We start from the raw sequence: 20,152 nt of genomic DNA on the forward strand, positions 1-20,152 counted from the left end.
TTTACCGTCACTGCGCCGGTGCCGTTGCCGGCGGCGCTTCATTGGTCACCCGCAAGATCCCCCACAGCCCCGAGAGGTTGCCGTAGGCGGCGTAGTCGCGGAACAGGTAGTCACCCGCCACCGCGTTGGCGCCGCCGGCACTGGGCAGCATGAAGCTGAAGTGCGCAGCCGGCAGCACGCTTTCCTGGGCACCGATGTACATGGCCATCGGGTTGTAGCCGAAGCGCACCGAGCCGATGCCGGGCTGCCACATCGGGTAGCCGTACTCGTCGCTCTTCTCGGCCTGGTAGTTGTGCAGCGGCCACAAGTGGCCATCCAGCTGGTAGACCATGCCGCGGCTGCCGCCACTGGGCATCACGATATGGTTGCGCACTGGCTGGCCGGGCTTGGCGTACAGCACCGGGGTTTGCGGGTCGCCGCCGACCAGGGCGTTGGCGTAGGCCATGTGGGCATTGGGCACATCGCCAAAGCCCAGGCCACCGGCGCGGCCGAAGGGTGAGTCGGGGGCCATGCCGAAGCGCAGCCACAGGGGTTCGGTCTTGTAGTTGACCGCCATGTTGCCGTTGTCCTGCGGGTCGCCGGCGGCGCCGTTGCCTTCGGTATTGATGCCCTCCACCGGGCGGCCGTCGGCCCAGCGCATGTTCAGCGCACGCTGCCAGACCGTGACGAAGTCGCGGTAGTCGGGCTGGCCGGTGACCTTGACCGTGGACTGGGCCCGTGTTGCGGTGTCCTCGGTCCAGGTGGCTGTCTGTGGCAGGATGCTCATGGCACCCACCAGGCCTTTCTGCGGCTGCTTGATGAAGTCTGACGGGGTCAGGTTGAGGCCGCCGAACTCGATGGCCGTGGTGTTGATGTTGTCCACCGTGCGGCCCAGCTGCGACACCGGCTTGCCTTCACGCTCCAGGTGGCCGGCATAGTACTGGTAGGTACGGGTCGGCCAGGCGCCACTGGTGCCGGCACGCGGGGCTACGGTCTGCACCGGGTTGAGGCCGACGTTGGCGCCATCGGACTTGGTGATGTCGTAGGCCAGCAGCTGGGCATGCAGGCCCACGTGGCTGGACGGCCGCATCAGGTTGTTGGCAAAGGCGGTGGCACCCTCGCTGTCGAAGCGGTCACGCTTGACCACGTTGTGCATCACCGCAGTGCTGGGCAGGTCCGGCATCACCAGCGGCAGGCGGTTTTCCAGGGTGATGCTGATGCACTCGCCGGCATTGGCGCGCAGCACCAGTGGCTCCACGGGCACGCCCGCCTTGAGCTTGCCGGTGGTGGCGTCCAGGTCGGCCTTGCGCACGTACAGGATCGCGGTCGGGTCGTGCAGCGGCGCGCTGTGGCCACCGATGGTGAAGGGTTCCCCATCTTCGGGGTCTACCCCACTGACCAGCGGAATGGTGGTCTTGCGGCTGTTGAACACCAGGGTGCCGCCATTGGCCTTGAGCGGGCCGCCGACATGCTGGCCGACACCGGCCGGGTCATTGATGCTGACGCCGTTGCGGTTCTCGAGAATGTCGTTGGCCAGTGCCGCGACGATTTCGTAGCTGCGCTTGACCGTGGGACGGCTGCCGATGCCATTGGGGTTGGCCGTGGTTTTCGGGCAGATGCCGTCGAAGTTGACGGTGTTGCGCATGGCCACCGGCTGCGGGTTGTTGGGCAGCGGGAACAGGTCGGCACGCTGCGCGGTGTAGTTGCGCATGATGCCCCAGATGCCGTTCCAGTAGCCCTCCAGGGCCGCATCCAGGGAATACAGGTAGTCACCGTTGGTGGCCGCCGAACTGGAGATCATCGACACCGGCGCCATGAAGCCCAATTGCTCGGAAATACCGATCATCTGCGATGACTTCCAGCCCGAGTTGGAGCTGTTGCCGTAGCCGGTGCCGTTCTGCAGCCACTTCACGCCATGCAAGGTGACGTTGTGCTCCTCTTCATGGCCACCGGCGTGCATGCGCAGGCGTACGTTGTCACCGGAGTAGGTGCGCAGCATCGGGGTGAACGGGTCGCCCGGTTCGCTGCCGGCCGCGTTGATGTGCGGCGGGAACAGCGTGGTGCCGCCGGTGGGGCCCACGGCCGAAGTAATCGCCGACGGAGCCAGGTTCATGGCCGGAATCGCCCGGTCGGTACGGGTTTGCAAGGCATAGCTGAGGTCGCCGGCCAGGCCGTCGGCCTGCATGCCACGCTTGCCGTCCGGGCCGACCTTGTTCGGGTCGTACACACGCAGGGCCAGGGGCTCGTTGCGGTAGTTGACGACGAACATGCCCGGGTCATCCACCGAGATTGCCTGCGGGCAGGGCCGGCTTGGGCAGCCCGGGTTGATGCCGCCGCGTTCCTCGACGATGGCCTCCAGCAGGTTCGACGCCTTGCCGCGCACCGGCGGGTTGATGGCGTAGCGGAAGCTGTCGGCGGTGGCCGGGTACGACTGGGCATTGGGGATGCCGTCCGGCCCGGCGCCGACGTACACACCGGCCTCGTAGGCGTGCTGGAAGTCGCTGTATTCCAGGAAGAACTCGCGGTAGCTGTCGTTCTTGCCGTCGCCATCGTGGTCACCGGTCTGGATCACCGCCTGCCACGAGGTCGGGCCACCGTCCTGGCGCGTGGCCGGGTTGTACAGCTTCTCGCCGGTTTCGGCGTGGTACCAGGTGGAGTTGGCCGGTTCGGCCAGTACGGTGGCATACAGCCCAAGCTGCTGGTGGGTCGATGGGCCGAGGTGGTCGTGGGTGAAGATGGTGCCCAGGCCACGGTCGACGTTGTACACGTTCACCAGCGGGTCGGCGAACCAGCGCTGCATGGCCGTGCGTGCGCCCAGCCAGTCGGCCCGGCCGAAGCGGCCGAAGTATGGGTGCTGCCGGGCTTGCGGGCAGGCGGCGGTGCCGTCGCGGCTATCGCCCTGGGTGCAGCCGTTGTAGGCACGAATGGCCTGCACCCGCTCGACCACGCTGCCGGGCGAGAGGATGCCGTCTTCGTAGTTCCAGCCGTTGGCCGAGCCGTCGGCGGCGGTCAGGTCCCACTTGGGCAGGTGGATGTGCTGGCCGATCACGTCGGTCGGGGTGCGCACCTGGTAATCGTCCATCTCGTAGATGTTCGGGATCAGGTTGGTGTGCTGGTACATGGTGCAGTCGAAGGTGTTCATGCGCATCACCAGTGGCTCTGGCGGGCGCTGCTTGGTGATCACCGGCCAGGCGTCCTCCCACAGGGCGATGATGCGGGCCTGCGGGAAGTGGTAGCCGACCTTGTTGTACACCGCGTCGAACTGGATGTTGGCGCCCTTGTAGATGCGTGGGTGGTCGGCGGTGAAGGCCGAGGAGCCCCGGAAGTTCAGGCCCGAAAGGCTTTCGCCGCTGAAGAACTCGCCTACCCCGGAAGATTGGGTCAGGCGTTTGCCCCGGTCATCCATGCATGGCTCGTAGAACGGCGCGCCGGCAGTCGGCAAGGCGCCGTTGGTGCGGAACGCCTTGGCCACCGGCTGGCTGCCGGGGATCAGGGCAAAGCTTTGGTGTTCGGCCTGGGCATGGAACTGCATGGCCGCCTGCTCGACATCGGTGCCCTCTTCCGGCAGGTAGATGGGCTTGGCCTTGTGTACCACCTTGGTGAAATCGAGCTTGGTGGTGGTGGTTTCGGCCTCGCCGCCGGCAGATACGCCGTCCAGCGCGTGGCGCCCCAGGCCGCCATCCCAGCCATCGACCTGGTTCGGGTCAAGGTTGGCCCACAGCGCCTTGCCGCTTTCCTTGAGCTGGCGTGCCATGGCCGGGTCGAGCATGTCCAGTGGCGGGGTTGGTGGGCGGTTGCCCACGCTGCTTTCCATGCCGCCGATCCAGAACGGATAGCCAGGGTTTTTCAAGGTACCGTCGGCGTTGCGGTTGGCGTCGCTGCGGTCGACCAGCGCCAGCGAGCCGATGGCCTTGCGAACCGGTTCCTGATTGGCTGGCTCTTCATCCTCTTCTTCCTCGGGCTCGTCGTCGTCATCATTGGCGGCAACCAGCGCTTCGGACAGCTTCGGTACCACCACCACCTTGCCTGGCATCGGCGCCATGGCCTTGCCGGGCAGCGGCACGATGGCCGGGATCGGCGTACCCGCAACGATCTCGCCATCGGGCAAGGCCCGCGCGCCAACCGCCGGCTTGCCGCTGCGCAGGGCGAACGGGGTGCTGTGGAAGCCGTTCTCGCCCTGCCCGCTCACTTCCAGGCGGGTGCCTTCCTCGAACACGTCGTGCACACGCCACATGGCCCACATGCCCTGGGCGAAGTGCGGGTAGAAGTGGCAATGGTAAATGGCATCGCCCGCCACCCGGTTGCGGTTGCCCGCACCGCCGTTGGCGATTTCGTAGGTGTAGCCGACCCCCGCGCCGATGCCCTGGGCATCGATGTAGTCGGAATTGTCGTCATTGGGGTTGAACAGCCACTGGTGGCCGTGCAGGTGGAAGATGTGCTGTTCATGGCCGTTGTGGGTGTTGCGGAACTTGGTGAAGTCACCAATGTAGCTGTGGTGCACGTTGGCCGGTTCCGCCGGGAACAGGGCCATGCTGGCCTTGACCCCGACGGCGCTGGCCGGTGGCACCTCGCCAGGGCGAATGTGCTCCAGGCCGACGTTGGCCGGCACGTCCACCAGGGTACCGACGTCACCGACAGTGTGCGCACTGAGGAAGAACTCCTCATAGGCGCACGACAGGCAGTCGTGCATCGGCCCCACGCCCAGGCGGTTGGCCACCACTTCCGCGCCCATGCCACCGGAACCGTAGTTGATCATGAACGAGTCGCGGGTGGGTTCCAGTACGTGGCCCATCACCGGGTCGGCCCAGTAGCCCGGGAACGCCTGGGTGCCGGCGACCTCGTCGGCGAACTGCGAGGCGAAGTCACGGAACGCCTCCAGGCGGTTGGGCAGCGCCGGGTTGCGCTTGCCCAGGTTTTCCAGCGGGTAGGTGGATTTGGGGAAGCTGCCATCGGGGTTGGGGCCCATGACGATGGCATCGGTTTCGCTGTTGATGATTTCGTTGCCGTCGACCATGGCAATGATCGGTTTGCCGGCCTTGCCCTCGGCGATCCAGGGTTGCATTTGCGGGTAGCGGGCTTCGTAATCGATTACCGGCTGACCGGTGGCGGTGCGGCCGGTGGTGGCCAGGCGCATTTCTTCTTCGGTGAGGGTATTGCGGTAGGTGCGGCCGAGCTTGGGCACTACCACTACCTGGCCGAACAGGCCGTTGGCAACGTTGCCCGCAGTGCCCTCGCCGCCGAAGGTGGCGGCTTTGCTCGTGGCGGCGAAAGCGCCTTCGCGTTCGGCGTACAAGGTATAGCTGCGGGTGCTGCCGGGGCTGACGAAGAAGTTGCCGTTACGCCCGGTGTAGGCCGAAATGTCGGCGATGCTGTTGACCGCCTGCATGCCGTTGACCTGGAAGCCGACCATGCGCTCGGCCACCTGCTCGTCGGCGACGAAGCCTTCGGCGGCTTCATTTTCGAGCTCCGGCCCCTCCTCTTCGCCCTCAGGCTCTTCGGCCTCGATGCCGTCCTTGTTGGGGTTGGCCTTGTAGTCGAGCAGGTTGGTCAGGTTGACGGTAAGGCATTCACCGGCGGCCACCCGCAGCACGATGGGCCGCGGGCGCTTGTCCGGGCGCAGGGTGACCTTGCCCGGTACCGCCGCCCCGCCGCTGCTGAGGGGGACCATCTTGTCGTCCACCACATCCTCGCGCAGGGCGAACATCATGCCGTTGGCGTTTTGCGCGCCAAGGCGGTTGAACATCAGTGGCTGGTCCAGCGCCACAACGTTGGCGACCAGGGTGCGCTGGCACTGCACGGCGGCTTCGCTGGTCGACTCCCAGCCGAGCAAGGCCAGAACGAGTGATGACAGGATGGGGCCTTTGAGTGGCATGGACATGCTGCACCTCCGGGACACAAGATCTCTGCGTGGAGCTGGAGCAAGGTGTATGCCAGGAGCGGATTGCTTTAATTTTCAGTTGGTTGCAGCGGCAAACGAAACAGATTGGGGAGGATTCCCCAGCGGTTTTCCCCGAAACGGGGGGTGGGTTGCGGGTGTTCGTCACGAGGTTTTCAGTGCCTGGGAGATCGAGCGCCGCCCGCGCGGCGCTTCGCAGCACAAGGCTGCTCCTACATCTGTTTCGGGCCAATTATTCCTGAGGCAAAGGCGCGCGGCCCCTTGGCGTCCACTTCGATATCGTGCCGGACAAACAAGGCGGTCGCGCGCGTTGGCACAGGCGTTACTGGCCAGAAACAGATGTAGGAGCAGCCTTGTGCTGCCAAGCGCCGCGCGGGCGGCGCTCGATCTCACAGGCGCTGAAAATGCAGTGCCGGACACATGGCAGCCCTGACCCCAACCTCTCGCCCTACACCCCACAGCCAACAAAGCCATCACCTGTAAGACATTTCTGAACATGAAACCAAATACTTCAGAAACGACCCGCTTGGGAATTATCCTACGCGCGCTGCCGAACTATCGCTGTTGTCGGGGAAACACCTCACGGATAACGTTTTCGGGTCGCTCCGGCGACCGGGTGTGAGAACCCGACGGGTAGATTTGGTATCACCGTCATGGTGGCCGTACGTGGGCAGGCTTTTGCCTGGCCGAGTCTTTACCAATTCTCCTCGGTTTCTCACCCCACGTATGGCTGCCACCTTCAATCCGTGAGAAAGATTCTGGTGGCAGTTCCCTTATTAGAGAACTGGAACCCTGAAAACATGAAAGACGAACCCAAGGTTATCCTCACCATCGGCGCCGAGACCTTTCTCGAGGTCGGCAACCCGCCGATCAATCTGCTGCGGGTCCAGCCCGGCATTCCTATTGATGATGCCTACGAGCAAGTGTCGATCCTGCTGAGCTATATCAAGCACCTGCTGCGCGAAGGCGATATGGAGGACGACCACAAGTTCCTGGGCGCCGCCGATTATCTCACGGCCTTGGCCAAGGCCTTGATGAACGAAGTTGAGCTGACCAAGAATACCTTGCGCTAAAGCTCAGGGTTCTGCCTGTACTGGCCTCATCGCCGGCAAGCCAGCTCCCACAGGTACAGCATTGCTCTCGAGGTTGTCGCTGTACCTGTAGGAGCGGCCTTGTGTCGCGATGGGGCGCGCAGCGGCCCCAGGATCTTGGCTGCGGTGCGGATATCGCTGGGGCCGCGGCCCGATCGCGACACAAGGCCGCTCCTACAAGGGGTCTGCGCAGTCCAGGAGATTGATGTCACCCAACCAGGGCGCGTACGCAGAAGTACAGGATCGACGGGCCCATCAGGCAGCCCAACCCGGTATGGAAGGTGGCTGTCAGTGCCCCGTACGGCACCAGGCGCCGGTCGGTCGCCGCCAGCCCGGCCGTCACCCCCGACACCGTCCCCGCCAACCCGCCGAACACCATCGCCGAACGTGGGTTGTCCAGCGCCAGCAGGCGCGCTGATACCGGGGTAAACACCATCACCAGGATCGCCTTGATCAGCCCGGTAGCAATCGACAGCGCCATCACGTCCGAGCTGGCCCCCAGCGCCGCCCCGGTCACCGGCCCGACGATATAGGTCACCGCACCCGCACCGATGGTGGTCATGCTCACCGCATCACGGTAACCGAAGGCGTAGGCCACCGCAGCGCCGACAATGAACGGCAGCACCGTGCCGAGCAGCAGCGCCACCGCGCCGATCATCCCGGCCCTGCGCGCCTCGGTGGCCTGCACTTCGAAGGCCGTGGCGACAATGGCGAAGTCGCGTAGCATGGCCCCGCCCATCAGGCCGATGCCGGAGAACAGCGTCATGTCGGCCAGGCCTTTCTGGCCACCGGTAATGGTGCCGCCGACCCAGGCCAGCACCAGGCCGATGACGATGGCGATGGCCGAGCCGTGCACGCGGCCGAAGGTCAGGTACTTCGACAGCACCACCGACAACCACATGATCGCGCCCACCACCGCAAAGGCAGTGATCAAACCGTTATGTTCCAGGGCATTGTCAATGATCGGCCACATGATCAACGCCCTCCTGCAGGGGCGGCCTGCACATTGCTTTCGGGGCCGGCCTCCACTGCCGGCAGGGGTTCGCCGCGGTGGCTGCGGCTGATCAGGGCAATGGTCGCACCGCACACCAGTACCGCACCCACTGCCGCCAGCAGCGCCACCGGCCCGCCGTGCAGGGCGGTGACCACGTTCTGCTGGGCGGCCATGGCCACCACCACGGGGATATACATGGCGCCCCAGAAGCCCACGCCGAACTCGCATTCCTTGCTCATGCCGCCGTTGCGGTGCATGTACAGGCGTGCGCAGATCAGCAGGATCATGGCGATGCCGACCCCGCCCACATTGGATTTGACGCCCAGCAGCACGCCCAGGAAGTCGCCGACGATGACGCCGGCAAGCGTGCAGACCGCCAGCAGTGCCACACCATAGATGATCATTGTTGTTGTCCTCAGGTAGTGTCGAAGTTGCTTGTTGTTGTTCTTCGTAAACACACTTTTGTGCAGCTTTCGCGGTCATTGTGGGAGCGGGCGTGCCCGCGAACACGGGCAAAGCCCGTGCCACTCACCGAGGTGCCTGCTTCGCGGGCACGCCCGCTCCCACTGGGATCACCATCCTCCGCGGTGTTGCCATCATCGTTCGTCGGCCACCTCCTGGCGCAGCAGCGCATCCAGGGTGTCCCAGCGGGTGCCTTCAACAGCAACCACCCTGCCCTGTTCGAACACCGGCCGGGCCAGCCCGCCGAGCACGTTGCCGGGCGGCAGTTCCAGGTGCAGGCGCACACCACGCTCATAGGCGTTGCGCAACGTAGCACGCCAGTCGACCACCCGCGCCATGTTGCCGGCCAGGTCGTCGCGCAGACGCTGGGGGTCGAATATCGGCCGAGCGCTGCTGCCGCTGAGGTAGGTGATACGCGGTCGCTGCAGCTCGACCGTGGCGAAGGCACTGGCCAGTTCGGCCGCCGGGCCATCCAGCAACGGGCAATGCGACGGCACGCTGACCGCCAGGCGCCGGGCCACGCCCTGGCCCAGCCGGCGTGCCTTGGCGGCAACCGCAGCCATCGCGCCATCGCTACCGGCGATGACGATCTGGTTGTCGCTGTTGAGGTTGGCGACATACACCTCGCCGCCCGCATCGCTCAGCAAGCGTTCGACACAGGCCAGGTCCAGGCCGCTGAGTGCGGTCATGCCGTAGCCTTGCGGATAGGCGCGCTGCATCAGTTCGCCACGCAGGGCAACCAGGCGCACGGCATCGGCAAAGCCCAGGGCGCCCGCCGTGACCGCCGCCGGGTAGGCGCCAATCGACAAGCCCGCCACGTAATCCGGCGCGGGGCTGCGCTGCATCAGCCAGCGCGCCCAGGCCACGCCAGCCAGCAGCAGGCACAGCTGCACGGCACGGGTCGTCTGCAGGGCCTGCTGGCTGTCCAGCGCCAGGGCCTGCTCGCCGAGGGTGTCACTGGCCTCTTCCAGCAATTGCCCGGCACCCTCAGGCAGGCGCTGCAGCATGCCCACCTGCTGGGCGCCCTGGCCGGGGAAGGCGAACAGGCTGCTCATGCTGCACGCTCCATCGCTGCCCATGGGTCGCTGACCAGGCGTGGGCCATGGGCCGACTTGAGCAGCACGCGGCGGGCGAAGCCGGCCCACTCACGCAGAGCGACAGCACCCGCCGGGGTTTCCAGCTGCAGGTCGATACGACAAGGCGCGCAATCGAGGATATCCAGCAGCTCACGCGCCTGCGCCCTGCCCAGCGGTTGTGGCGTACGCAGCAGCAAGTCCAGGTCGCTGTCGGCGTGTACCACCTCCATACCGGTCGCGATCTGGTACCCCACCCCACCTGTCGGCCCCCAGGCCAGGCCGCTGGCATCCAGTACCGGGGCGACCGAGGCCAGGGCCTGCAATGCAGGCCAAGGGCTTTCAGCTTGCCAGCGCAGCGCTTCGGGGCCTTGCTGACACTGGATATCGGCCAGCCGCATCAGTACACCCGACCGCTGCGCCCTGCCCTGGCCACGCAGCCCCACCGCCACCCAGCCGTCCGCACAAGTGGCACGGCGCACCACCACCGGCTGGCCGCTCAGCAGCACATCCTGCGCCCACCGCGGCGCATCAGCAGGCAGGCACGATACGGGCATGCCCCAGAGCAGGTCGTGCGGCCTTGGCGCGTTCATCTCAAGCGCCCTGCCACTGACGGCGCAGCTGTTCGCGCACTTGGCGCGAGGCGTTGCGGTTTTCGCCCGCCAGCCGCGACGACAGGTCGCTCGAGCTGCCGATGTCGCGCACCGCATCAGCCAGGCAGGCACGTACCTGGGCGATGTCGGCACTGCTCGGCGTCTCGGCGTTGTCCACCGTCAGGCGGCGCCACAGCAGGCCCAGCGAGGCGTAGCTGGCCAGGTCGTAGGCCATCGGCGGCACCTCGGCGGCCAGGGCTTCCAGTTGCTCGACGCTGCGCAGGGTGATGCGCGCTGCCGCCGCCTTGCCCATGGCGTGCACCATGACCCCGGCATCATCCAGGGCGATCAGGCGCTGGGCCTGGTAGCCGTGGGCCAGGAAGGCACCGGACATGGCCTTGCCGACCAGCAGGCCTATCACCGGGTGCCCGGCCAGCCGTGCCTGGGCATAGGCCTGCACCGCAGCGGCCAACGCCTGATGAATCCCCAAGGCTTCCTCACGGCGGCCGTAAGCCTGGCTGGGCACGTCGATCACCGCGACGATGGCCCGCTTCTGGCCCTGGCGGTCCGCCTCGACCGCTTCGCTCACGGCCTTGGCCAGGCCCCAGCCTTCCAGCAGGCCGACTTCGCCCGAGCGCGCCCGGGGGAACGGGTTGTCGGTGTCCGGCACCACGGCGATGAAACGCGCCAGGCGGTTGTCCAGTTCGCCATCGATTACCCGCAACGACGCGGGGTAGCCGGGCAAGGCTTGTCCGCCGGCGAGGCCCGGCAGCCAGTTCAAGGCACGGTTCATTTGGCTTCTCCTTGGTACAGGTCACGCACGGCAGCGGCATCCAGTTGCGGGCAGCCATCGCCCAGCCGGGCCAGGCGTTCGAGGAACCAGGCGTGTTGACCGGCGCGATCCCTTGAAGGCTCGTCGAGCAATTGCAGCAAGCGTTCGCGCAAAACCTCGATGTCATCGGCCACACAGGCATCGACCAGGCCGCTGGCGTGGCGCTGCTCGCCGCCGGTCAAGCTCCAGATAAAGGGACGGTCCTTGGCATCGTATTCACCGATGCCCGCTTCCTGCTCGATTACCTGCGGGCCGTTGAGGCCCACGCGGGCTTCGCGGGTGACCAGCAAATGGCTGCACAGGCCGGCGGCGATGGACATGCCGCCGAAACAGCCGACCGAACCTGCGACCAGGCCGACCACCGGCTGCCAGGCGCACAGCTCGACAATCGCCGCCTGTATTTCGGCAATCGCCGCCAGACCCAAGTTGGCTTCCTGCAGGCGTACACCGCCGGTTTCCAGCAGCAGCACGGCGCAGGTGGGGATGCCGTTGCGGTTGTCTTCGATGGCCAGTTCCAGCGCACCGGCGATCTTGGCCCCCCCCACTTCGCCCATGCTGCCGCCCTGGAAACTGCCTTCGATGGCAGCGACCACCGCGTTGCGCCCGTTCAGCAGGCCCTTGGCGATGACCACGCCATCATCGGCCTGGGGCACGATGCCCTGGCGCGGCAGCCACGGTGACATCAGCCGGTCGAACGGCCCCAGCAGTTCACGGAAGCTGCCCGGGTCGAGCACGGCGCGGGCGCGCTGGCGGGCGCCCAGTTCGACAAAGCTGCGGCTGTGCAGCAAGCGCGCGATATCAGTCATGGGCGATCTCCTCGAAGCCTTGCTCCAGGCGCAAGCGCACCACGCCTGGGGTGGCACCAAAATCATGGATGTCGATGTTGACGGCCGGCCAGGTGCGGCCTTCGAACAGGCGCTGGAACAGCTGCGCCCAGCGGGCAGCGCTGCCGTTGACCGAAGTCACCACCTTGATTTGCAGGCTGCCGGCGGTGCCGGGCTCGATCAGCACTTCAAGGTCGCCGGAGCTGACGCAGCCCACCAGCGTGCGGCCACGCCCAGGGGCGGCGGCGGGGAATTGAAAGGTCAGGGTTTCCATGTCACAGGCTCCCGGCTTTGTCGAGGAACAGGCAGGCGGCCAGCAGATCGGCGGCGCCGCCCGGTGAGGCATTCAGCTGAAGCAGGTGCTGGTCCAGCCGGCGCAGCTGCCGCCGCCCGGCCAGCGTGGCGCTGCCGCCTTCGCTCAGCACGGTACGGGCGCCGTGCTGGACGGCAGCCAGCCCGGTCGGGCCGCTGCGCCAGAGCACGCAGGTATCGTTGAGCACGGCCATGATCGCCAGCAGCGCGTCGAGCCGGGCGTGGGGCTCGCTGGCACCTGCGGCGCGGCTGCGCTGCAGCTGTGGCAGGCCGTGACCGATAACCGCCGGGAAGCCTTGTTGCGCCTGTTCGCGGGCGCCGCCAGTGCCATAGCGGCGGCGTACCTGCAGGCCATGGCTGTCCTGGGTGGTCATGGCGGGGTCGTCGAACAGTGCGATGCGCCCGGCACGGGCAGCCAGGGTGTTGGTATCGGCCTGGGTGTCGAGGGCCTTGGATGCTACCAGCAGGCCGAGGGCCCAGATTGCGCCGCGGTGGGTGTTGACCCCACCGGTCGCGGCCAGCATCGCCGCCTCGCCTTCGCGGCCGAGCTGGCCCAAGGTGGCGCGCAGGGGCTGGCCGAGGGTGCCGATGGCCTGGGCGGCTTCGGCCATGTTGCGCAAGCAAGGCCACAGGGCCAGGGCCGAGGCATGCATCAGGGCCAGGGTCATGTCGTGGTGGGCGCCATTGCCACGGCGGTCGACCAGGCCGGGTTTGGGGGACAGGTCGGCTTCGTCGATCAGGGCTTCCACGGCCAGGTCGGCCAGGTGGTCGGCCAGGGGTAATTCGGTTGCCTGTGCTGGCCTCTTCGCGGGCACGCCCGCTCCCACAGGGACCGCGCAATCTTCAAATGGATCACTATTCCTGTGCTCGCGAAGAATCCCACGCGGTTGCAAGTCGAGTGCTTTCATCACCAGCTCCTGAACCGTGCAGGCGGGTTGTAGAGGCCGCCGGACCATTCGACCAGGTCGGCGATGCTGCGCGCGGCCAGCAGTTCGCGGCTGGCGTCGGTGCGGCGGATGCCGAGGTCTTCGGGCAAGGCGACCAGGCCTTGCTGGCGCAGGCGCTGAGTGTCCTTGGGGTCGTGCCGCAGGCCGATGGCGGTAACCCCGGCCACGGCGGCGATCATCTGCTGGCGCTCTTCCAGGCTGCGGGCCTTGTACAGGTAGGCAATGCCCTCCTCGGTCAGCAGGTGGGTAACGTCGTCGCCGTAGATCATCACCGGCGCCAGCGGCATGCCGGCTTTCCTGGCCACTTCCACGGCATCGAGGGTTTCCACGAAGGTGGGCTTGCCGCCTTCCTGGTAGGTCTCGACCATCTGCACCACCAGCTTGCGACCGCGTTCGAGCATTGTTTCCGGCACGGTCATGTCGAGCCAGGCCGGGGTCGCATGGCGCCGGCCACGGGGGTCGTGGCCCATGTTCGGGGCACCGCCGAAGCCGGCCAGGCGGCCGCGGGTCACGGTCGAGGAATGGCCATCGCCATCCACCTGCAGGGTGGCGCCAATGAACAGGTCGACGGCGTACTGCCCGGCCAGCTGGCACATCATGCGGTTGGAACGCAGCGAACCATCACGACCGGTGAAGAATACGTCCGGGCGCTGGGCGATGTAGTCCTCCATGCCCAGCTCGGTGCCGAAGCAGTGCACGCTTTCCACCCAGCCGGTCTCGATGGCCGGGATCAGTGTCGGGTGCGGGTTGAGTGTCCAGTTGCGGCAGATCTTGCCCTTCAGGCCCAGGGATTCGCCATAGGTGGGCAGGATCAGCTCGATGGCGGCGGTGTTGAAGCCAATGCCATGGTTCAGCGACTGCACCTGGTGCTTTTCGTAGATGCCGCGAATGGCCATCATCGCCATCAGCACATGCACCGGCTTGATATGGCGCGGGTCGCGGGTGAACAGCGGCTCTATATAGAAAGGCTGGTCGGCAACCACCACGAAATCGACCCAGGATGCCGGGATATCGACCCGTGGCAGGTCATCCACGCGGTCCACCAGCTGGTTGACCTGGGCAATGACGATGCCGTCGCTGAACGCAGCCGGCTCCACCAAGGCCGGGGTGTCTTCGGTGCTGGGGCCGGTGAACAGGTTGCCATCGCGGTCGGCCATGAAACCAGCCACCAGGGTGACGTTGGGGATCAGGTCGACCAGCAGCCGCGAGTACAGCTCGATGTAGGTGTGGATGGCACCGACTTCGAGCAGGCCGTCTTCCAGCAGCTGACCAATGCGCAGGCTCTGCGGGCCGGCGAAGGAGAAGTCGAGCTTGCGGGCTATACCACGTTCGAACAGGTCAAGGTGCTCGGCGCGGCTTACGCTGGGCATGATCATGTGCAGGTCGTGCAGGCGCCCAGGGTCGACCTTGGCCAGCGCGCGGGAAAGGAAGTCGGCCTGCTTCTGGTTGTTGCCTTCGAGCACTACCCGGTCGCCGGGGGCCAGCAGCAGTTCCAGGGCTTCGACGATACGCTCGGTGGGCAGCACCACGCCGTCGGCGAGGTGGCGGACCCGGTCAAGGCGGCGCTGCTTTTCGGCGCGCCGCCGCGACCATTGCGGCGGTGGATTCTTGGTTGTTGTCATGGTGACTCCACGGGTTCGCTGTCGTGGGGGTCACCTTAGGGCTGGGGTGGTTGCGCATCAATCAAGCTCAGGCACTGATCGTTACGGTCAGGGTAACGATTTAGCATATGCGCTGTCGCTGATGGCCCTATCGCCGGCAAGCCAGCTCCCACAGGTACAGCGCAGGCCTTGAAAGTTGTGCGGTACCTGTGGGAGCTGGCTTGCCGGCGATAGGGCCAGCCCGGCCAACCTGAAACCTTGCTAGAGTGGCGTTATCGCCACACAAGACAAAAATGCAGAATCCCCGTGCAGATTTGTCGATTGTGCAAGGCAAATTCGCATGACAGGATCCTGCGATCCTCCAGCGAACTCCAGACTTCACTTGGAAAATCAATAACAAAGCAGGGAGAACGCAATGACTGCGCACGCTCATACCTCGGCAACCGACCATGTGCTGGCCGAGGTCCGCAACCAGATCGGCCATCTGACCCTGAACCGCCCCGCCGGCCTCAATGCCCTGACCCTGGACATGGTCCGCAGCCTGCGCCAGCACCTCGACCAGTGGGCCGAAGACCCGCACGTGCACGCCGTGGTACTGCGTGGCGAAGGCCCGAAAGGGTTCTGCGCCGGTGGCGATATCCGCTCGCTGCACGACAGTTTCAAGGCCGGCGAAACGCTGCATGAAACCTTCTTCGTCGAGGAATACGCCCTCGACCTGGCCATCCACCGCTACCGCAAGCCGGTGCTGGTGCTGATGGACGGCTTCACCCTCGGTGGCGGCATGGGCCTGGCCCAGGGCTGCGACCTGCGCGTGGTCACCGAACGCAGCCGCCTGGGCATGCCCGAAGTGGCAATCGGCTACTTCCCGGATGTGGGTGGCAGCTACTTCCTGTCGCGCCTCCCCGGTGAACTGGGCATCTACCTGGGCGTCAGCGGCAGCCAGATCCAGGCCGCCGATGCACTGTACTGCGGCCTGGCCGATTGGTACCTGGCCAGCGACCAGCTGGCAGCCCTCGACCAGGGCCTGGACCAGCTGCACTTCGGCGACCAGCCACTCAAGGACCTGCAGAACCTGCTGGCCAAGCTCGGCACCCAGGTGCTCGACGATGCGCCGCTGGAAAAACTGCGCCCGGTCATCGACCACTTCTTCGCCCTGCCCGACGTGCCTGCCATGGTCGAGCAACTGCGTGCCGTGAGCATTGGCGACAGCCACGCCTGGGCGGTAGCCACCGCCGACCAGCTGGAAAGCCGCTCGCCGCTGGCCATGGCGGTTACTCTGGAGATGCTGCGCCGGGGTCGCCACCTGAGCCTTGACGACTGCTTTGCCATGGAGCTGCACCTGGACCGCCAGTGGTTCCAACACGGCGACATCATCGAAGGCGTGCGCGCGCTGATCATCGACAAGGACAAGCAGCCACGCTGGAACCCTCCGACCCTGGCCGCACTGCACCGCCAGCGGGTCGACCAATTCTTCGAAGGCCTGTGAGCCCGGGAGTACACAGATGCAAGACCTGGAACTGAGCGAAGAACAGATCATGATCCGCGACATGGCCCGGGACTTTGCCCGTGGCGAGATCGCCCCGCATGCCCAGGCCTGGGAAAAGGCCGGCTGGATCGACGATGGCGTGGTACGCAAGATGGGCGAACTGGGCCTGCTGGGCATGGTGGTGCCGGAAGACTTCGGCGGCAGCTACACCGACTATGTCGCCTATGCCCTGGCGGTGGAAGAGATCGCCGCCGGCTGCGGCGCCACCGGAGCGATGATGAGCATCCACAACTCGGTGGGCTGCGGCCCGCTGCTGGCCTATGGCACGGCCGAACAGCAACAGCAGTGGCTGCCACGCCTGGCCACCGGCGAGGTGATCGGCTGCTTCTGTCTGACCGAGCCACAGGCCGGTTCCGAGGCGCACAACCTGCGCACCCGCGCCGAACTGGTGGATGGCCAGTGGGTGATCAACGGTGCCAAGCAGTTCGTCAGCAACGCTCGCCGCGCCGGCCTGGCCATCGTCTTCGCGGTGACCGACCCGGAGCTGGGCAAAAAGGGCCTGTCGGCGTTCCTGGTGCCCACCGACAACCCGGGCTTCAAGGTCGATCGCAGCGAGCACAAGATGGGCATCCGCGCTTCCGACACCTGCGCGGTCACCTTCGACAACTGCCGCATCCCTGCCGCCAACATCCTCGGTGAGCGTGGCAAGGGCCTGGCCATCGCCCTGTCCAACCTCGAGGGTGGCCGTATCGGCATTGCTGCCCAGGCACTGGGCATTGCCCGCGCCGCATTCGAGGCGGCGTTGGCCTACTCGCGTGATCGGGTGCAGTTCGGCAAGCCGATCAACGAACACCAGAGCATCGCCAACCTGCTGGCCGACATGCAGGTGCAGGTGAATGCCGCGCGCTTGCTGATCCTGCATGCCGCGCGCCTGCGCAGCGCCGGCAAGCCGTGCCTGTCGGAAGCTTCGCAGGCCAAGCTGTTCGCCTCGGAGATGGCCGAGCGGGTGTGTTCGATGGCGATCCAGGTGCATGGCGGGTATGGCTACCTGGAGGATTACCCGGTCGAGCGCTACTACCGCGATGCGCGGATCACGCAGATCTATGAAGGGTCTAGCGAGATCCAGCGGATGCTGATTGCGCGGGAGTTGAAGCACTACCCGCTTTAAAACCTTGCGCGATCCCTGTAGGAGCGGCCTTGTGTCGCGATAGGGCCGCATGGCGGCCCCAGCAATTTGTGCATCGAAGCTGACATCCTGGGGCCGCTTTGCGGCCCTATCGCGACACAAGGCCGCTCCTACAAGGGCCAGCGTTAACCGCCCCGCACTCGGCTATCGCCAATACCGCGAATCATCCACCACCCTGGCATGCCCCTCGAACAGTGCCGGCAACTGCTCCTTGAGGTAGTCGATCCAGGTGCGCACCTTGGCATCCAGGTAATGCCGTGACGGGTAAATCGCATAAAGCGCGCTCTCGCGCAGGCGATACGGCGCCAGCAAGCGGCACAACCGCCCCTGCTCGATCGCCTGGCTGGCGGTGTAGAACGGCAGCAGGCCAATGCCCATGCCCAGCTCGCTGGCCACCAGCATGGCGTCGGCGACGTTGGTGGAAAAACTGTCGTTCGGCGCGATCACGCACTGGTCCACCCCTTGCGGGAACACCCAGTCACCTTCGTACATCGGATAAGCCATGCGCAGGCAACGGTGCTGGTGCAGGTCTTCCGGGCGCTCTGGCACGCCGTGGGCCAACAGGTAGCTCGGCGCCGCGCAGGGGATGCTGAAAATGTTGCCCAGCGGCACAGCGATCAGCTGCGAATCCGGCAACGCACCGTCCACGGTAATCACCACGTCATGCCCTTCGGCCAGCGGGTCGGGGTTGCGCTGGGACAGGGTCAGTTCGATCACCACCTCCGGGCACAATGCGTTGTAGCCGGCCACCAGCGGCATCAGCAACAGGCCCATCCCGTGCGGGCAGTGCAAGCGCAGGCGGCCGCGGGGCGTGAGGTGCGCGCCACGGGCTTCACCCACCGCCTCTTCGGTCAGCAACATGATCTGCCGCGCGCGCTCGAGAAACCGCTCGCCCGCCTCGCTCATGCGCAAACGCCGCGTGGTGCGGTGCAGCAGGCGGGTCTGCAGCTGGTTTTCCAGCTCGGCAACGATACGCGAAACCTGCGCCGCGGAAATATCCAGGGCATTGGCGGCCGCAGCGAAGCTGCCGCATTCCACCACACGGGCGAAGGTACGCATGGCATGCAGCATGTCCATGAAGGTGCTCCTTGTTCGGTCTTATTCTTGCGTTACAGGCAGGAATCTATCACGGGTTAGCCCATTTATTGTGGATGGCCAATGAATGGATCATTAGTCATACATTGAAAAAAGGAGCCTGCCATGAAACGTTCGATCGCTGTCCTTGCCGTTACCGCTGCCCTCGCCTCGTTCGGTGCCCTTGCCGACACCGGCAGCAACCAGCCGGTCAGCAGCAGCAATTACGAATACGGCATGCCGCTGGACGTGGCCAAGGTCATCTCCATCACCCCGCCCAGCAACGCCGCCGACTGCCAGGTTGGTACCGCGCACATGGTGTATGTAGACCACCAGGGCCAGAAGCGCGAAATCGACTACCGGGAAATGGGCAACTGCTCGCAGCAGTGAGTCAGGCCAGCACCTCGGTGATCCAGCCGACCTGTTGCCTGAAGTCGTCGATTTTCGCCTGAGGCACCGCACCGCGGGCCCGCTCGAAGTTTGCCAGGGTCTGCTGCTTCTGCCGCAGCATGCGCCGCCACTTGACCAGAAACGCCTCGCTTTTCTCCTGCACCAGCACCGGGCCGAAGTACAGCTGTTCAGCGGTGTACGCCGCCCCGCCTGGCTCGGCGACGATGATCTCGTAGTCGAAGCGGTTCTCCCGCAGCAGTTCTTCGCTGACGATCCGGTAACCATTGCCCATCAGCCACTGGCGCAGTTCGCGCTCGGCGCCATTGGGCTGCAGCACCAGGCGCGTGACGCCACCCAGGCGCTGCTTGCCGGCCTCGAGGATCTCGCACATGGTGTCGCCACCCATGCCGCAGATGCTGATCACCGAGATGCGATCTTCCGGCTCGACCGCTGCCAGGCCATCGGCCAGGCGCACGCAGACCCGCCCTTCCAGGCCGTTCCTGCGCACGTTGCGCTGGGCCGAGGCGAACGGCGTCTGCGCCACCTCGCCCGCTACCGCCGCGTCCAGTATGCCGCGCAGCATCAGGGCCACCGGCAGGTAACCATGGTCCGAGCCGATGTCGGCCAGGCGCGCGCCTTGCGGTACTTGTGCAGCCACGCGCTCCAGGCGCCTGGACAATGTCTGTTCGTTCAACGTAAACCCCTGCTTTGCAATCGGCCGCGATTCTGACGGCGAACGCCACGCATTTCAAACACCGGGGCGCCCTCGACCGGGCCGGCGCGCTCGCGTAGGCTTGCCGCTTTCCTTCCGTAGCAAGGCAAAACACACCATGGCACAAGCAGACATCATCTACACCCCGGACCCGGACGCCGAGTCGATTTCTTCCGACGTTGCCGAATACAACGGCGTGCTGGTCACCACGCAGATCCCGACCCACGCTGATGGCAGCCTGGAGCTCGGCGGCATCGTCGAGCAGAGCGAGTGCACCCTGCAGGCACTGAAGGTGGCGCTGGAGAAGGCCGGCAGCGGCATGGACCGCGTGCTGCACCTGACCATCTACCTCACCGACATGGCCGACCGCGCGGCATTCAACGAGGTGTACCAGCGCTTCTTCAGCAAGCCCTGGCCGGTACGCGCCGCCGTGGGCGTGGCTGCACTGGCGTTCGAAGGCATGCGCGTGGAAGTGACCGCAATGGCTGCCAAGCGCTGACTTTTGCCTGAGGCACGATCCTTGTAGGAGCGGCCTTGTGTCGCGATGGGGTGCAAAGCACCCCCAGATTCTCAGCTCCGCAGCATATATTGCCGGGGCCGCGTTGCGGCCCTTCGCGACACAAGGCCGCTCCTACAAGCACCCCGATGATGCCGCCAACCCGTTTCGCCGCTACAATGCCCGCCTAAACCGTGACAGCCC

Annotated in this window: 17 protein-coding genes; 5 read left to right on the forward strand and 12 right to left on the reverse strand. The window is 65.8% G+C overall.

The window, feature by feature from the left end:
- Positions 1-7: 7 nt before the first annotated feature.
- Positions 8-5,857: a manganese-oxidizing multicopper oxidase MnxG gene (gene mnxG / locus GYA95_RS10985; RefSeq protein ID WP_161551391.1), complete on the reverse strand. Its 5,850-nt coding sequence runs from the start codon at positions 5,855-5,857 to the stop codon at positions 8-10.
- An 818-nt stretch (positions 5,858-6,675) separates the two neighbouring features.
- Here mnxG and GYA95_RS10990 point away from each other — a divergent pair.
- Entirely contained in the window at positions 6,676-6,948 is a 273-nt protein-coding gene (locus tag GYA95_RS10990; protein WP_015270601.1) for a DUF3077 domain-containing protein, read from the forward strand.
- 226 nt (positions 6,949-7,174) lie between these two features.
- On the opposite strand, the gene madM is transcribed toward GYA95_RS10990, so the two are convergent.
- The 9 genes from madM to mdcA form a co-directional block, all read right to left on the reverse strand.
- On the reverse strand, positions 7,175-7,939 hold the full coding sequence (gene madM / locus GYA95_RS10995) for a malonate transporter subunit MadM (protein ID WP_015270602.1): 765 nt from the start codon (positions 7,937-7,939) through the stop codon (positions 7,175-7,177).
- Positions 7,940-7,941: 2 nt separating this feature from the next.
- Positions 7,942-8,364: a malonate transporter subunit MadL gene (madL, locus tag GYA95_RS11000; protein WP_003258591.1), complete on the reverse strand. Its 423-nt coding sequence runs from the start codon at positions 8,362-8,364 to the stop codon at positions 7,942-7,944.
- A gap of 192 nt (positions 8,365-8,556) precedes the next feature.
- The gene (gene mdcH, locus GYA95_RS11005; protein WP_015270603.1) at positions 8,557-9,477 is read right to left on the reverse strand and encodes a malonate decarboxylase subunit epsilon; all 921 of its coding nucleotides are present in this window, start codon (positions 9,475-9,477) and stop codon (positions 8,557-8,559) included.
- The gene (locus tag GYA95_RS11010) at positions 9,474-10,088 is read right to left on the reverse strand and encodes a malonate decarboxylase holo-ACP synthase (RefSeq protein ID WP_015270604.1); all 615 of its coding nucleotides are present in this window, start codon (positions 10,086-10,088) and stop codon (positions 9,474-9,476) included. The genes mdcH and GYA95_RS11010 overlap by 4 nt, the downstream gene beginning before the upstream one ends.
- Before the next feature lies 1 nt (position 10,089).
- A complete protein-coding gene (mdcE, locus tag GYA95_RS11015; protein WP_015270605.1) occupies positions 10,090-10,881 on the reverse strand; it encodes a biotin-independent malonate decarboxylase subunit gamma in 792 nt (263 codons plus the stop codon).
- Complete coding sequence (locus GYA95_RS11020) at positions 10,878-11,726, reverse strand: biotin-independent malonate decarboxylase subunit beta (protein ID WP_015270606.1); 849 nt, start codon at positions 11,724-11,726, stop codon at positions 10,878-10,880. The genes mdcE and GYA95_RS11020 overlap by 4 nt, the downstream gene beginning before the upstream one ends.
- Positions 11,719-12,018 (reverse strand): malonate decarboxylase subunit delta, encoded by a 300-nt coding sequence (locus GYA95_RS11025; RefSeq protein WP_015270607.1) that lies wholly within the window; start codon positions 12,016-12,018, stop codon positions 11,719-11,721. Before GYA95_RS11025 ends, GYA95_RS11020 begins: the two co-directional genes overlap by 8 nt.
- A 1-nt stretch (position 12,019) precedes the next feature.
- Positions 12,020-12,964, reverse strand: a complete 945-nt coding sequence (locus tag GYA95_RS11030) for a triphosphoribosyl-dephospho-CoA synthase (protein ID WP_043935669.1) — start codon at positions 12,962-12,964, stop codon at positions 12,020-12,022.
- On the reverse strand, positions 12,964-14,625 hold the full coding sequence (gene mdcA, locus GYA95_RS11035; RefSeq protein WP_015270609.1) for a malonate decarboxylase subunit alpha: 1,662 nt from the start codon (positions 14,623-14,625) through the stop codon (positions 12,964-12,966). Before mdcA ends, GYA95_RS11030 begins: the two co-directional genes overlap by 1 nt.
- Positions 14,626-15,019: 394 nt before the next feature.
- Here mdcA and GYA95_RS11040 point away from each other — a divergent pair, with 394 nt between their 5' ends.
- Entirely contained in the window at positions 15,020-16,090 is a 1,071-nt protein-coding gene (locus GYA95_RS11040; RefSeq protein ID WP_015270610.1) for an enoyl-CoA hydratase/isomerase family protein, read from the forward strand.
- A gap of 16 nt (positions 16,091-16,106) precedes the next feature.
- Positions 16,107-17,258 carry an acyl-CoA dehydrogenase family protein gene (locus tag GYA95_RS11045; protein ID WP_003258582.1) on the forward strand — a complete coding sequence of 384 codons (1,152 nt, stop codon included), beginning with the start codon at positions 16,107-16,109 and terminating at the stop codon, positions 17,256-17,258.
- Positions 17,259-17,420: 162 nt separating this feature from the next.
- Here the strand turns inward: GYA95_RS11045 and GYA95_RS11050 are convergent, their stop codons facing one another.
- Positions 17,421-18,353, reverse strand: a complete 933-nt coding sequence (locus GYA95_RS11050) for a LysR family transcriptional regulator (RefSeq protein WP_013972881.1) — start codon at positions 18,351-18,353, stop codon at positions 17,421-17,423.
- Between the two features lie 123 nt (positions 18,354-18,476).
- On the opposite strand from GYA95_RS11050, the gene GYA95_RS11055 reads away from it, so the two are divergent.
- Positions 18,477-18,740: a DUF2790 domain-containing protein gene (locus GYA95_RS11055; RefSeq protein WP_015270611.1), complete on the forward strand. Its 264-nt coding sequence runs from the start codon at positions 18,477-18,479 to the stop codon at positions 18,738-18,740.
- Between the two features lies 1 nt (position 18,741).
- Here the strand turns inward: GYA95_RS11055 and GYA95_RS11060 are convergent, their stop codons facing one another.
- Positions 18,742-19,434 carry a tRNA (adenine(22)-N(1))-methyltransferase gene (locus GYA95_RS11060; RefSeq protein WP_015270612.1) on the reverse strand — a complete coding sequence of 231 codons (693 nt, stop codon included), beginning with the start codon at positions 19,432-19,434 and terminating at the stop codon, positions 18,742-18,744.
- Positions 19,435-19,570: 136 nt separating this feature from the next.
- Between GYA95_RS11060 and GYA95_RS11065 the strand changes: the two genes are divergently transcribed.
- A complete protein-coding gene (locus tag GYA95_RS11065; RefSeq protein ID WP_015270613.1) occupies positions 19,571-19,951 on the forward strand; it encodes a RidA family protein in 381 nt (126 codons plus the stop codon).
- The last annotated feature ends 201 nt before the right edge of the window (positions 19,952-20,152 follow it).

Origin of the sequence: Pseudomonas asiatica (genome assembly GCF_009932335.1) — a bacterium.
Taxonomy (GTDB): domain Bacteria; phylum Pseudomonadota; class Gammaproteobacteria; order Pseudomonadales; family Pseudomonadaceae; genus Aquipseudomonas; species Aquipseudomonas asiatica.

What these genes read in the sequence shown, in the direction of transcription:
- GYA95_RS11055 (WP_015270611.1), top strand. Translation starts at nt 18,477, where the DNA reads ATGAAACGTTCGATCGCTGTCCTTGCCGTTACCGCTGCCCTCGCCTCG.
- GYA95_RS11020 (WP_015270606.1), bottom strand. Translation starts at nt 11,726, where the DNA reads ATGACTGATATCGCGCGCTTGCTGCACAGCCGCAGCTTTGTCGAACTG.
- GYA95_RS11030 (WP_043935669.1), bottom strand. Translation starts at nt 12,964, where the DNA reads ATGAAAGCACTCGACTTGCAACCGCGTGGGATTCTTCGCGAGCACAGG.
- madL (WP_003258591.1), bottom strand. Translation starts at nt 8,364, where the DNA reads ATGATCATCTATGGTGTGGCACTGCTGGCGGTCTGCACGCTTGCCGGC.
- mdcA (WP_015270609.1), bottom strand. Translation starts at nt 14,625, where the DNA reads ATGACAACAACCAAGAATCCACCGCCGCAATGGTCGCGGCGGCGCGCC.
- mdcH (WP_015270603.1), bottom strand. Translation starts at nt 9,477, where the DNA reads ATGAGCAGCCTGTTCGCCTTCCCCGGCCAGGGCGCCCAGCAGGTGGGC.
- GYA95_RS11010 (WP_015270604.1), bottom strand. Translation starts at nt 10,088, where the DNA reads ATGAACGCGCCAAGGCCGCACGACCTGCTCTGGGGCATGCCCGTATCG.
- mdcE (WP_015270605.1), bottom strand. Translation starts at nt 10,881, where the DNA reads ATGAACCGTGCCTTGAACTGGCTGCCGGGCCTCGCCGGCGGACAAGCC.
- madM (WP_015270602.1), bottom strand. Translation starts at nt 7,939, where the DNA reads ATGTGGCCGATCATTGACAATGCCCTGGAACATAACGGTTTGATCACT.
- GYA95_RS11040 (WP_015270610.1), top strand. Translation starts at nt 15,020, where the DNA reads ATGACTGCGCACGCTCATACCTCGGCAACCGACCATGTGCTGGCCGAG.
- GYA95_RS10990 (WP_015270601.1), top strand. Translation starts at nt 6,676, where the DNA reads ATGAAAGACGAACCCAAGGTTATCCTCACCATCGGCGCCGAGACCTTT.
- mnxG (WP_161551391.1), bottom strand. Translation starts at nt 5,857, where the DNA reads ATGTCCATGCCACTCAAAGGCCCCATCCTGTCATCACTCGTTCTGGCC.
- GYA95_RS11025 (WP_015270607.1), bottom strand. Translation starts at nt 12,018, where the DNA reads ATGGAAACCCTGACCTTTCAATTCCCCGCCGCCGCCCCTGGGCGTGGC.
- GYA95_RS11065 (WP_015270613.1), top strand. Translation starts at nt 19,571, where the DNA reads ATGGCACAAGCAGACATCATCTACACCCCGGACCCGGACGCCGAGTCG.
- GYA95_RS11050 (WP_013972881.1), bottom strand. Translation starts at nt 18,353, where the DNA reads ATGGACATGCTGCATGCCATGCGTACCTTCGCCCGTGTGGTGGAATGC.
- GYA95_RS11045 (WP_003258582.1), top strand. Translation starts at nt 16,107, where the DNA reads ATGCAAGACCTGGAACTGAGCGAAGAACAGATCATGATCCGCGACATG.